Here is a 12,852-nt window from a genome sequence, read left to right on the forward strand (position 1 = left end):
GCCATGCTGCTCACGGCGGTCATGGCCACGAGTGCCGTCGTGCAACCCTTGCCGGGCCATGCGCAGAACCTGCCAAGCCTCGGCGACACCGAGCGCGAATCGCTGTCGCCGCAGATGGAACGCAGGCTCGGCGAACAGATCATGCGCGACATCCAGCGCGACCGCGACTATCTCGATGACGAGCCCGTCCTCGAATATCTCAACAACTTCGGTTCCAGCCTCGTGGTTGCGCATCCTGAGGCGAGAGGAGAGGCAGGCTACGATTTCTTTTTCTTCCCGGTGCGCGATCCCATGCTCAATGCCTTCGCCTTGCCGGGCGGCTTCATCGGCGTGCATTCCGCGCTGGTGCTTGCGGCGCAGAACGAGTCCGAGCTGGCGTCGGTGCTGGCGCACGAGATCGGCCATGTCTCCCAGCGCCATATCGCCCGCATGCTCGGGCGGCAAAAGCAGGATTCCCTGATTCCGCTCGCCGCCGCCTTGCTGGCCGCGCTGGCGGTGCGCGGCAGCCCGGATACGTCCGCCGCGCTGCTGATGGGCGGGCAGGGCATGGCCTTGCAGCGCCAGCTCAATTTCAGCCGCGACGCCGAGCGCGAAGCCGACCGCATCGGCCTGCAGATCCTGCGCGAAGCCGGGTATGACACCTCGGGCATGATTTCCTTCTTTGCAAGAATGCAAAACGCGACGCGCTCGTATTCCGATTCGGCGCCGGCCTATCTGCGTTCGCATCCGATGACCACCGAGCGGATCGCCGACATCCAGGCCCGCACCCGCGATCTCCGTTACAAGCAGCGCGCCGACAGCATCGATTTCCACCTGGCGCGGGCCCGGATACGGGTGCTGCAGGACCCTTCGGCGCAAGGCCTGCGGGAGGCCTCGATCGCATTCGACAACCAGCTGCAGCAGAAAGCCAGGGCGCCGGTCATGGCCGCCAAGTACGGCCAGGCCTTCATCGCGCTGCGCCAGGGCAATGCCGCCAAGGCGCAAACCCTGCTGCAGGAATCGCTTGCCGCCGCCAACGGTGCTTCGTCGCCGGTGCAGAGTTCCCTGTTCGCAAGCCTGGCCATCGATATCAAGCTGGCGGCCGACGATGCCGCCGGCGCCGTGAAGGAAGCCGATGCCGCCAGAACGAAGTTCCCGGTGTCGCGCGGCATCGCCCGGCAGTATGCGGAGACCCTGATCCGGGTCGGACGGCATGACGAGGCGATCAATTACCTGCGCGACCAGGCGCAGCTGTACCGGCAGGACGCCAAGCTGCAGGACCTGCTGGCGCGCGCCTATGCAGCCCAGGGCAAGCAGGCGCTGCAGCATCTGGCGCTGGCCGAAGCCTACGCGATCAACGGCAGCATGCCGGCCGCGATCGATCAGCTGGGCATCGCGCGCCGCGCGGGCGACGCCTCCTTTTATGATCAGGCGGTGATCGATGCGCGCGAGCGCGAATTCAAGGCGCGCTGGATGGACGAGATGAAGGAAGGGCAGCGCGAGCGCTAGCCGGTTGCGGCGGAGGCTCCAAGGTCACAAGGTCCCGAGGTCACAGGGTCCAGACCAGGCCTGCCAAGTCTGGCTCAGGCCTTTTTCTCTTCGCCCCGCGGCTGCGGTTCGGCCACGAAACCGAATCTTTCGGCAAGCCGGGCGCGCTTGATGAACGACACCGGCAATTCCCGGCCTCGGTATTCGAAGAACAGCCTGCCTTCTTCACGCGACGCCAGCCATGCAAGCAGCGCATCGTCATCGACCGGCGCGCCGTTCATGCGCAGCTGCGGCAGGCATTGCGCCATGTCGCGGTCGTCGATGATGCCGACCTTGCCGCCGCCCTCAAACACCAGCAGGCCGCCGTCGGTCAGCCACGCGGCCTCGGGTGCCGGCCAGGCTTCTCCGGTATGCGCCACCAGACCCTGTGCCGGGTCGGTGCGCACGATGTAGGGGGCGGCCTCGAGATTCACATAGACGCGCTGAGGCCCGTTCTGGAAATACCAGCGGCCCTGTTCATCATGCGTATAGTTGCGGTTGATGAAGCCGAGCAGGGCGGCATTGGCAATCTTGTCGCCGGGCTGCTTGTGCGCCTGGGCGCGCTCGTCGCGCATGCGCCAGACGCCGCGCGCATCCAGTCCCAGCCAGCCGTAGCAGTGGGGCACGTTAGGCCACTTGGCCATCGCTTGCTTGACGATATCATCCATTGAAATCCTTTCGATTCAGCCCGACGCCTGCAGAAACGCCGTGATGCGCTGCGGCAGCCAGTGCAGCCTGCCCGGCGGACCGCCGACCGCAAAGCCGACATGGCCGCCCTGTTCAGGGTACTCCAGCGTGACGCAGGGCGCCGCGCTTGCCGGCAAATGCCGCGCCGGCAGGAAGGGGTCGTTCCTTGCATTGAGCACCAGGGTGGGCACGGTAATATCATCTAGGATGTGCCGGGCACTCGCGCGGTTCCAGTAATCGTCGGTATCGCGGTAGCCATGCAGCGGCGCGGTAACGATATTGTCGAATTCATAGAGGTTGCGCGCGCCCAGCATCCTGTCGCGGTCGAACAGGCCGGGAAACTGGCTCAGCTTGTGCAGGCATTTCGGCTTCAGCGTCTGCAGGAACACGCGCGTATAGATCATGTTCACGCCCTTCGACAGCGCGGCACCTCCGCCGGCCAGATCCAGCGGCGCGGAAATCGCACAGGCGGCATCGACGAAATCGGCCTGGTGCTGCGACTCGCCCAGCCAGCGCAGCAGCGCATTGCCGCCCAGCGAAACGCCGGCCGCATAGAATTTCGCATCGGCATGCTTCCGGCGGCGCAGCGCATGCAGCCTGCGGATGATCCAGTCCACCTCGCCGGCATCGCCGGAGTGATAGAAGCGCGGCGCATGATTCGGCTCGCCCGAGCAGCCGCGGAAATGCGGCACCGCGCCCGACCAGCCGAGCGACTGCAGGTGCGCCATCAGCGAGCGCGCATAGTGGCTGTCGGACGAGCCTTCGAGCCCATGGAACAGCACGACGAAAGGCTGCTCCGGACGGCCGTCCACGAAATCAATGTCGATGAAGTCGCCGTCCGGCGTCGGCCAGCGCTCGCGGCGGTAGGCGACCACTGGCTTGGCCGCGCAGGTCGCCGGATAAATGGTCTGCAGATGGCCGCCCGGCAGCCAGGAGGGAGCAAGGTACTTCATTGCCGGCAGGGATCAATGCAGCAGGGCGGCGACCGAAACGTCCGGCGGTGCTTCGCCCGGCACGACCGATGCATGATGCGTGGCAAGCCGCCAGCCGGCATGGGTCTTCACGTAGACATTGGTGGCGAGGATGTGGATGTCCTGCTGGCGCGACACGGTGCGGTGCACTTCCTCGATGATGTTGTGCACCGAAGTCATCATGTTCTGGGTGATATGCCGCTGCACCGGGCGGATCTGCACGCCGCCCTGTTCGAAGATCGACTCCCAGGCCGCGCGGATTGCCGCATGGCCGACCAGGCGGGGGGCGCCCGGATGAATGCAGACGATGTTTTCCTCGTCGGCCCAGAGCGCCATCACGGCATCGACATCGGCGCGGCTGATCGCTTCATAGAAGGCGGCTTCCGTTTCTTCGGGTGTTTCCAGGAATTTACTGTGTATGGGCATGGCAGGTCTTTGTCCTTTCCGGGCGGAACGATGTCCGACGAATAAGGGACGAACGGTAACGCCAAAGACAAACAGTATAGTGCAATGAAAAGCGGAGAACAGCGCGGACGGGAGCGCTTGTGGCTTGCAGAAAGGAAGGCGCCGGCCGGTTCAGGCCGGCCGCCGCCCGGACGGCGCCAGATCAGTGACCCTTGACCACTGCCCCTTCCTTCAGGCGGTACACCGTGCCGCAATACGGGCACTTGCCGGTGTGGTGATGGTCCAGCGGAATGTATACGCGCGGATGCGTCGACCAGATCGGCATGGCCGGATTCGGGCAGTAGGCCGGGAGGTCGCTGCCGTCGAGTTCGACGTAACTCATGTTCTGCTTCTGTGATTCTTGGCTCATGGATGTGCTTGCTTTGTTTGCGTGATTGCGTAAAGGGTTGATCAGACCAGCGTCAGCCAGTGCTCGTATTGCGGCGCCTTGCCGGCGACCACGTCGAAGAACAGCGACTGCAGCTTCTCGGTGATCGGGCCGCGCTTGCCTTCGCCGATCTGGCGGTTGTCGAGCTCGCGGATCGGCGTCACTTCGGCCGCGGTGCCGGTGAAGAAGGCTTCGTCGCAGCAGTACATCTCGTCGCGCGTGATGCGCTTTTCGATGACTTCGATGCCGAGGTCGCGCGCCATGGTCAGCACCGCATCGCGCGTGATGCCGTCGAGGCAGGAGGCGAGATCGGGCGTGTACAGCTTGCCGTTCTTGATCATGAAGACGTTTTCGCCCGAGCCCTCGGACACGTAGCCTTCGGTGTCGAGCAGCAGCGCCTCGTCATAGCCGTCGGCCAGCGCTTCCTGGTTGGCGAGGATGGAGTTGATGTAGTAGCCGCAGGCCTTGGCGCGCACCAGCGACACGTTGACGTGATGGCGGGTGAAGGACGAGGTCTTGACGCGGATGCCCTTGGACATGCCGTCTTCGCCGAGATAGGCGCCCCACGGCCAGGCGGCGACGGCGACGTGGATGGTGTTGCCCTTGGCGGACACGCCGAGCTTTTCCGAGCCGATCCATACCAGCGGACGGATATAGCAGGATTCGAGCTTGTTCTCGCGCACCACCTGGCGCTGCGCTTCCATCAGGGTTTCCATGTCGAACGGAATCTTCATCTGGAAGATCTTGGCCGAGTTGAACAGGCGCTGGGTATGCTCCTTCAGGCGGAAGATCGCGGTGCCCTTGTCGGTCTTGTAGGCCCTGACGCCCTCGAAGACGCCCATGCCGTAGTGCAGCGTGTGCGTCAGGACGTGAATGGTGGCATCGCGCCAGTCGATGAGTTCGCCGTCTTTCCAGATTTTCCCGTCGCGGTCGGCCATTGACATGTGAGCTCTCCAAAGAATTGTGACAAAACCTCGATTTTAGCCGATCCCAACGAGCGGGAAAATTCATCTGTAGAATGTCGCTTCCGGCAATTTCATTGCTTTCCTGCCTCGTGGCGGTCCGCAGCCCGCATGGGCGGCAACGGCTGTCGCCAACCAGCGAGCATTGCAAGGTTCTCGGCATTGCAAGGTTCGCAACCCCAGGAATATGAACAAACCAACAGCGCATATCGAGCATGCCGCTTCCGCCGATGTGGAAAAGCAGGCATTTCGCGAAGCCGTAAAGGCATCCGCCGGCACCATGCTGGGCATTTTCGCCTGGGGCCTAGTGACCGGCATGGCCATGGTCAAGAGCGGACTGACCTTGTGGCAGGCGCTGGGCATGACCTTCCTCGTGTTCGCGGGCTCGGCGCAGCTGGCGGCGCTGCCGCTGATTGCGGCCGACGTGCCGCTCTGGGTCATCTTCGTGACGGCGCTGGTCGTTAACCTGCGCTTCGTCATCTTTTCGGCGGCGCTGGCACCGCATTTCGCCCATCTTCCATGGCATCGCCGCCTGTGGCATGCCTATTTCACCGCCGATCTGACGATGGGCATTTTCCCGCTGCGGTTTTCGGCCAGTACCGTCAATGAGCCGGCGGGAAAGGTCGGCTACTTCAACGGCATCGCCTATCCCAACTGGTTCGCATGGCAGGGCGGCTCGGTGCTGGGTATTCTCCTGGCGAGCCAGATCCCGCAGAGCTGGGGCATCGGTTTTGCCGGAACACTGGCGCTCCTGGCCATCATGATCCCGCTGACCGCCAACCTCGCGGCCCTGGCCGGCGTCGTGGTGGCGGGCGCAACCGCAGTACTGGCCGCGGGGCTGCCGTACCGGCTCGGGCTGCTGCTTGCCGTCATTCTCGGCATGGCGGCAGCGATGGCCTTCGATGCAATCTTCGACAGGAAAAAGGCAAGGACAAGTGAAAACACGAAGGGCGCCGCATGAGCGACATTGAAATCTGGATGGCCATCGGCCTGCTCCTGCTGGCCACGCTCATCACCCGCGGATCGTTCTTCCTGCTGGGCCATGCGGTCAAGCTGCCGCCCAAGGTGCAGCATGCGCTGCGCTATGCGCCGGCCGCCGCGCTCGCGGCCATCGTCATGCCGGACCTGGTGACCATGAACGGCGCGGTGCAATTGCACTGGATGAACCCGAAGCTCATGGCCGGCCTGGGCGCAACCGTTTTCTTTCTGGCCACGCGCCACCTGCTCGGCACCATCATCGTCGGCATGGGTCTCTACACTTTGCTCCGCGTCATCATCTGAGCTGAAAACGGTTCCTGGCCAGGAGCGGTGGGGTAGAATAGCGGCTTTTCCATTCTTTCAATAATTGTCTGCCCGCCATGCAATTCAACCGTCTGAGCGACCTCACCGCAAGCAACCAACTTCAAGGCAAACGCGTATTCATCCGCGCCGACCTCAACGTACCGCAGGACGACGCCGGCAACATTACTGAAGATACCCGCATCCGTGCTTCCGTCCCCGCAATCCAGCAGGCGCTGCAGGCCGGCGCCGCAGTGATGGTGACTTCCCACCTCGGACGTCCGACCGAGGGTGAATTCAAGCCGGAAGACTCGCTTGCGCCTATCGCGAAGCGCCTGTCCGAACTGCTCGGCAAGCCGGTCGAACTGAAGCAGAACTGGGTCGACGGCGTCGATGTCGCGCCGGGCCAGGTCGTGCTCCTGGAAAACTGCCGCGTCAACAAGGGCGAGAAAAAGAACAGCGACGAACTCGCGCAGAAGATGGCCAAGCTGTGCGACGTCTACGTCAATGATGCATTCGGCACCGCGCACCGCGCCGAAGCGACCACGCACGGCATCGCCAAGTTCGCGCCGGTCGCCTGCGCCGGCCCGCTGCTGGCCGCCGAACTCGACGCGCTGGGCAAGGCGCTCGGCCAGCCGGCGCGTCCGCTGGTGGCCATCGTCGCCGGCTCCAAGGTATCCACCAAGCTGACCATCCTGAAAACGCTGGCCGACAAGGTCGACAACCTGATCGTCGGCGGCGGCATCGCCAACACCTTCATGCTGGCTTCCGGCCTGAAGATCGGCAAGTCGCTGGTCGAAGCCGATCTCGTTGACGAAGCCAAATCCATCATCGACATGCTGGCCAAGCGCGGCGCCTCGGTGCCGATCCCGGTCGACGTGGTATGCGCGAAGGAGTTTTCCCCGACGGCGGCAGCCACCGTCAAGGATGTCAAGGACGTGACCGACGACGACATGATCCTCGACATCGGCCCGAAGACGGCGGCCCAGCTGGCGCAGCAGATCGCCCAGGCCGGCACCATCGTCTGGAACGGCCCGGTCGGCGTGTTCGAGTTCGACCAGTTCGCCGAAGGCACCAAGACGCTGGCCACGGCAATCGCCGAATCCAAGGGCTTCTCGATCGCAGGCGGCGGCGACACGCTGGCAGCGATCGCGAAGTACAACATCGCCGACAAGGTCGGCTACATCTCGACCGGCGGCGGCGCCTTCCTCGAATTCCTGGAAGGCAAGACCCTGCCCGCAGTCGACATCCTGCTGCAGCGGGCGAAGTAAGCAGGAGCCGATGCGGCGCATCCGGCTTCCGGTGCGCCGCATGCTTTTGCTGCTTCACCCCCTCTGCTGCATCTGCCGCATCTGCCGCATCCGCCGTTTTTGTTGATCCGCTGCCGCTCCTCGAGGTTTTCACATGTTCAGAGCCACCAAAATCGTTGCCACCATCGGACCTGCTTCCAGCAGCCCGGAAGTTCTCAGCCGCATGATCAAGGCCGGCGTCAATGTGGTGCGCCTCAATTTTTCGCACGGCAAGGCGCAGGATCACATCGACCGCGCCGACATGATCCGCAAGGTCGCTGCCGAATGCGGCCGCGAGATCGCCATCATGGCGGACCTGCAGGGGCCTAAGATCCGTATCGGCAAGTTCGAGCAGGGCAAGATCTTTCTCGAAAACGGCAGCAAGTTTATCCTGGATGCCGACTGCGAGCTGGGCAACCAGGCGCAGGTCGGGCTCGACTACAAGGAACTGCCGCGCGACCTGAAGCCGGCCGACGTGCTGCTGCTCAACGACGGCCTGATCGTGCTGGTGGTCGACCGCATCGTCGGCAGCGCCATCCATACCACCGTCAGGATCGGCGGCGAACTGTCCAACAACAAGGGCATCAACCGCCTCGGCGGCGGCCTGTCGGCGCCGGCGCTGACCGCCAAGGACATGGAAGACATCAAGACCGCGATGAGCTTCCAGGCCGATTACATCGCCGTGTCCTTTCCCAAGAGCGCCACCGACATGATCATGGCGCGCCAGCTGGCCAACATCGCCGGCGAGGGAAGCCGCCACAAGCCGCAGATGATCGCCAAGATCGAGCGCGCCGAAGCCATTCCGGTGCTGCAGCAGATTCTCGACGCCTCCGACGGCATCATGGTCGCCCGCGGCGACCTGGCGGTCGAAGTCGGCAATGCGGCCGTGCCGGCGCTGCAAAAGCGCATGATCAAGATGGCGCGCGCCTCGAACAAGCTCACCATCACCGCCACGCAGATGATGGAATCGATGATCGTCAACGCGGTGCCGACGCGCGCGGAAGTGTCCGACGTCGCCAACGCGGTGCTCGACGGCACCGATGCCGTGATGACTTCGGCCGAAACCGCGGCCGGCAAGTATCCGGTAGAAACCGTCGAGATCATGGCCGCCGTCTGCCAGGAAGCCGAGAAATCCGATGCCGTCAAGCTCGACGCCGATTTCCTCAATGCCACATTTACCCGCATCGACCAGTCCATTGCGTACGGTGCGCTGTTTACCGCATATCACTTGCGCGTCAAAGCCATCGCAGCCCTGACCGAATCCGGTTCGACTGCGCTCTGGATGAGCCGCCACAATATCGATATCCCGATCTTCGCGATCACGCCCATCCTCGCGACGCAGCGCAAAGCCGCGCTGTACCGCAACGTCACCACTTTTGAACTGGCGCATTCCACCGACAGGGAAGCCGTGCTGAAAGGCGCGCAGGATTTGCTTCTTGCCAAAGGTGTAGTTCAAAAAGGTGACATGATAGTTCTGACCTGGGGAGAACCGATGGGCCAAGTCGGGGGTACCAATGCCTTGAAGATCATGAAGATCGGCGAATACTAATTTCATTGTCTGGAGAACATCATGCCTCTCGTATCCATGCGTCAACTGCTCGACCACGCCGCCGAAAACGGCTACGGTCTGCCCGCATTCAACGTCAACAACCTGGAGCAGGTCACTGCGATCATGGAAGCCGCGAACGAAGTCAACGCGCCGGTGATCATGCAGGCCTCCGCAGGCGCCCGCAAGTATGCCGGCGAAGCCTTCCTGCGCCACCTGATCGAAGCCGCGGTCGAAGCCTATCCGCACATTCCCGTCGTCATGCACCAGGATCACGGCCAGTCGCCGGCGGTCTGCATGGCCGCGATCAAGTCCGGCTTCACCTCGGTGATGATGGACGGCTCGCTGATGGAAGACGGCAAGTCGGTCGCCAGCTACGAATACAACGTCGAAGTGTCCCGCAAGGTGGTCGAGTTCTCGCACGCCATCGGCGTCACCGTCGAGGCCGAACTCGGCGTGCTCGGCTCGCTGGAAACCATGAAGGGCGACAAGGAAGACGGCCACGGCGCGGAAGGCACCATGACCCGCGAACAGCTGCTGACCGACGTCGCCCAGGCAGCCGACTTCGTCAAGCTGACCCAGTGCGACGCGCTCGCGATCGCCATCGGCACCTCGCACGGCGCCTACAAGTTCTCGCGCAAGCCGACCGGCGACATTCTCGCCATCGACCGCATCAAGGAAATCCATGCCCGCATCCCCAACACTCACCTGGTGATGCACGGCTCGTCGTCGGTACCGCAGGAACTGCTGGCCGAAATCCGCCAGTTCGGCGGCGACATGAAGGAAACCTACGGCGTGCCGGTGGAAGAGATTCAGGAAGGCATCAAGCACGGCGTGCGCAAGATCAACATCGACACCGACATCCGCCTGGCGATGACCGGCGCGATCCGCCGTTTCTTCATTGAAAATCCGTCCAAGTTCGACCCGCGCGAATACCTGAAGCCGGCCCGCGAAGCCGCGAAGAAGGTCGTCAAGTCGCGCATGATCGCCTTCGGCTGCGAAGGACAGGCTGCCAAGATCCAGCCGATCCCGCTCGAAAAGATTGCAGAAAAATACAAAAAAGGCGAGTTGGCGCAGATCGTGCAGTAAAATTCGACTCTGGCAATAAACCAACCGGCGGTGTGCAGCGAGCACCCGCCGGTTTAGCTTTTTGAGAACCTTATGAACAGTCTCTACCAATCCACCATCTCGTCGTTGCCTCTCCTGGGCCGCGGCAAAGTACGCGACAACTACGCGGTCGGCGACGACAAGATCCTGATCGTGACCACTGACCGCCTGTCGGCCTTCGACGTCGTGATGAACGAGCCCATTCCCGGCAAGGGCAGGGTGCTGAACCAGATGTCCGACTTCTGGTTCGAAAAGCTCGGCAGCATCGTGCCGAATCACCTGACGGGCATCGCGCCGGAATCGGTGGTGCGGGAAGACGAAGCGGACCAGGTGCGCGGGCGCGCCGTCGTGGCCAAGCGCCTCAAGCCTATCCTCGTCGAAGCTGTGGTGCGCGGCTACATCATCGGCTCGGGCTGGAAGGATTACCAGGCGACCGGCGCCGTCTGCGGCATCGCCTTGCCGCCGGGCCTGAAGCAGGCCGAGAAGCTGGCTGCGCCGATCTTCACGCCGGCGGCCAAGGCCGATCTCGGCGAGCATGACGAGAACATCAGCTTCGAGGAAATGGAAAAGCGCATCGGCAAGGAACTGGCCGGAAAAATCCGCGACGTCAGCATCCGGCTCTACCAGACCGCTGCCGACTATGCGGCCACGCGCGGCATCATCATCGCCGACACCAAGTTCGAATTCGGCCTCGACGACAACGGCACGCTGCACCTGATGGACGAGGTGCTGACCGCCGATTCCTCCCGCTTCTGGCCGGCGGATTCCTATGCGACCGGCATCTCGCCGCCGTCGTTCGACAAGCAGTTCGTGCGCGACTACCTGGAAACCCTCAAGGACTGGAACAAGACCGCGCCGGCGCCCGCCTTGCCGGCCGACGTGATCGAGAAAACCGGCGCGAAGTACCGCGAGGCGCTGGAACGCCTGACTGGTGAAACACTCAAGGATTGAGGACTGAGATGAGCGCAGCTTCCGCAGCGACGCCGGTGGTCGGCGTCATCATGGGTTCGTCCTCCGACTGGGACGTGATGCAGCATGCGGTCGCGATGCTGAAGGAATTCGGCATCCCGCATGAAGCCAGGGTGATTTCCGCGCACCGCATGCCCGACCAGATGTTCGCCTATGCCGAGTCGGCGCGTTCGCGCGGCCTGCGGGCGATCATCGCCGGCGCCGGCGGCGCGGCCCACCTGCCGGGCATGGTGGCCGCCAAGACCATCGTGCCGGTGCTCGGCGTGCCGGTGCCGTCGAAATACCTGCGTGGCGAAGACTCGCTGCTGTCCATCGTGCAGATGCCCAAGGGCATTCCCGTGTCGACCTTCGCCATCGGCGAAGCAGGGGCTGCCAATGCGGCGCTGACCGCGGTCGCGATACTCGCGGCCACCGATGATCAACTGGCCGAGCGCCTGCAGGCATTCCGTGCCCGCCAGACGCAGGCCGCACTCGATATGACTTTGCCGGCATGAGCGACAAGTTTCAACCTTTGCTGCCCTCCGCAACCCCGGCCACCTGGCTGGGCGTGATGGGCGGCGGCCAGCTCGGACGCATGTTCGTCCATGCGGCGCAGATGATGGGTTTCAAGGTGGCCGTGCTGGAACCGGCGCGCGATTGCCCGGCAGGCCATGCCGCCGACCACCTGCTGTGCGCCGGCTATGACGACGAGGCCGCGCTGGACGAACTGGCGCTGCAATGCAGGGCCGTCACCACGGAATTCGAAAACGTGCCGGCGCAAAGCCTGGCCTTCCTCGCCGACCGCACCTTCGTCGCGCCGTCGGCGTCCTGCGTGTCGATTGCCCAGGACCGCATCGAGGAAAAGCGTTTCTTCACCCAGTGCAGCCAGGCGTCCGGCGTATTGCCCGCGCCTTACCAGGTCGTTGCCGGCGAGCAGGACATCGATGCCATTCCGGATGCGCTGTTTCCGGGCATCCTGAAGACCGTGCGCATGGGCTACGACGGCAAGGGCCAGGTCAGGGTCAGGAGCAAGGACGAAGTGCGCCAGGCATTCGCCGCGATGAATGGCGTGACCTGCGTGCTGGAAAAGATGCTGCCCTTGGCCTACGAGGTGTCGGTGCTGACGGCGCGCGGCGCCGACGGCGAATCGGTGGTCTATCCGATCGCTGAGAACGTGCATCGCGACGGCATCCTGTTTACCACCACCGTACCGGGACCTAACGTGTCGGCGGAATCGGCTGCCAGGGCTCAGCATGCGGCGCTCGAAATCATTGCCGCGCTTGGCTATGTCGGCGTGCTGTGCATCGAGTTCTTCGTGCTGCAGGACGGTTCGCTGGTGGTCAATGAAATGGCGCCGCGTCCGCACAACAGCGGCCACTACACCATCGACGCCTGCGTCACCAGCCAGTTCGCGCAGCAGGCGCGTGCGATGGCGATGCTGCCGCTGGGCGACGTGCGCCAGCATTCGCCGGCGGTCATGCTCAACATCCTCGGCGATGTCTGGTTCGAGAACGGCAGCGACCAGCCGCGCGAGCCGGCCTGGGACCGTGTCCTGGCCTTGCCGGGTGCGAACCTGCACCTGTACGGCAAGGACGATCCGCGCCGCGGGCGCAAGATGGGCCACGTCACCTTCGTCGCTCCCACGCTGGAAGCCGCGCAGGACAGCTTCAATGCGGCTTGCCGGATTCTCGGCATCGCGCTTTGAACTTGATCTAGCGATACAGCG

At 63.6% G+C, this 12,852-nt stretch carries 14 protein-coding genes; 9 read left to right on the forward strand and 5 right to left on the reverse strand.

Annotated elements, in window-relative coordinates; translation table 11 throughout:
• Nucleotides 1-3 precede the first annotated feature (3 nt).
• On the forward strand, nt 4-1,488 hold the full coding sequence (locus IGW03_RS02345) for a M48 family metalloprotease (RefSeq protein WP_194721196.1): 1,485 nt from the start codon (nt 4-6) through the stop codon (nt 1,486-1,488).
• A 74-nt stretch (nt 1,489-1,562) separates the two neighbouring features.
• On the opposite strand, the gene IGW03_RS02350 is transcribed toward IGW03_RS02345, so the two are convergent.
• From IGW03_RS02350 to IGW03_RS02370, 5 genes are all read right to left on the reverse strand, one after another.
• Nucleotides 1,563-2,174: a DUF2946 family protein gene (locus tag IGW03_RS02350; RefSeq protein WP_194720888.1), complete on the reverse strand. Its 612-nt coding sequence runs from the start codon at nt 2,172-2,174 to the stop codon at nt 1,563-1,565.
• A gap of 15 nt (nt 2,175-2,189) precedes the next feature.
• Entirely contained in the window at nt 2,190-3,146 is a 957-nt protein-coding gene (locus IGW03_RS02355) for a YheT family hydrolase (protein ID WP_194720889.1), read from the reverse strand.
• A 12-nt stretch (nt 3,147-3,158) separates the two neighbouring features.
• Nucleotides 3,159-3,590, reverse strand: a complete 432-nt coding sequence (locus IGW03_RS02360) for a YybH family protein (protein ID WP_194720890.1) — start codon at nt 3,588-3,590, stop codon at nt 3,159-3,161.
• 181 nt (nt 3,591-3,771) lie between these two features.
• On the reverse strand, nt 3,772-3,978 hold the full coding sequence (locus IGW03_RS02365; protein ID WP_194720891.1) for a zinc-finger domain-containing protein: 207 nt from the start codon (nt 3,976-3,978) through the stop codon (nt 3,772-3,774).
• A gap of 41 nt (nt 3,979-4,019) precedes the next feature.
• The gene (locus tag IGW03_RS02370; RefSeq protein ID WP_194720892.1) at nt 4,020-4,940 is read right to left on the reverse strand and encodes a branched-chain amino acid transaminase; all 921 of its coding nucleotides are present in this window, start codon (nt 4,938-4,940) and stop codon (nt 4,020-4,022) included.
• Between the two features lie 205 nt (nt 4,941-5,145).
• Here IGW03_RS02370 and IGW03_RS02375 point away from each other — a divergent pair, with 205 nt between their 5' ends.
• From IGW03_RS02375 to IGW03_RS02410, 8 genes are all read left to right on the forward strand, one after another.
• A complete protein-coding gene (locus IGW03_RS02375) occupies nt 5,146-5,919 on the forward strand; it encodes an AzlC family ABC transporter permease (protein ID WP_194720893.1) in 774 nt (257 codons plus the stop codon).
• The gene (locus IGW03_RS02380) at nt 5,916-6,239 is read left to right on the forward strand and encodes an AzlD domain-containing protein (RefSeq protein ID WP_194720894.1); all 324 of its coding nucleotides are present in this window, start codon (nt 5,916-5,918) and stop codon (nt 6,237-6,239) included. Before IGW03_RS02375 ends, IGW03_RS02380 begins: the two co-directional genes overlap by 4 nt.
• A 77-nt stretch (nt 6,240-6,316) precedes the next feature.
• On the forward strand, nt 6,317-7,507 hold the full coding sequence (locus IGW03_RS02385; RefSeq protein ID WP_194720895.1) for a phosphoglycerate kinase: 1,191 nt from the start codon (nt 6,317-6,319) through the stop codon (nt 7,505-7,507).
• Between the two features lie 133 nt (nt 7,508-7,640).
• A complete protein-coding gene (gene pyk, locus IGW03_RS02390) occupies nt 7,641-9,074 on the forward strand; it encodes a pyruvate kinase (RefSeq protein WP_194720896.1) in 1,434 nt (477 codons plus the stop codon).
• Between the two features lie 21 nt (nt 9,075-9,095).
• Nucleotides 9,096-10,160 carry a class II fructose-bisphosphate aldolase gene (gene fba, locus IGW03_RS02395; protein WP_194720897.1) on the forward strand — a complete coding sequence of 355 codons (1,065 nt, stop codon included), beginning with the start codon at nt 9,096-9,098 and terminating at the stop codon, nt 10,158-10,160.
• A gap of 72 nt (nt 10,161-10,232) precedes the next feature.
• Nucleotides 10,233-11,129, forward strand: a complete 897-nt coding sequence (locus tag IGW03_RS02400; RefSeq protein WP_194720898.1) for a phosphoribosylaminoimidazolesuccinocarboxamide synthase — start codon at nt 10,233-10,235, stop codon at nt 11,127-11,129.
• An 8-nt stretch (nt 11,130-11,137) separates the two neighbouring features.
• Nucleotides 11,138-11,641, forward strand: a complete 504-nt coding sequence (gene purE, locus IGW03_RS02405; protein ID WP_194720899.1) for a 5-(carboxyamino)imidazole ribonucleotide mutase — start codon at nt 11,138-11,140, stop codon at nt 11,639-11,641.
• A complete protein-coding gene (locus IGW03_RS02410; RefSeq protein ID WP_194720900.1) occupies nt 11,638-12,831 on the forward strand; it encodes a 5-(carboxyamino)imidazole ribonucleotide synthase in 1,194 nt (397 codons plus the stop codon). Before purE ends, IGW03_RS02410 begins: the two co-directional genes overlap by 4 nt.
• Nucleotides 12,832-12,852 lie beyond the last annotated feature (21 nt).

The organism is Noviherbaspirillum malthae, from assembly GCF_015352985.1.
Classification (GTDB): Bacteria; Pseudomonadota; Gammaproteobacteria; order Burkholderiales; family Burkholderiaceae_D; genus Noviherbaspirillum; species Noviherbaspirillum malthae.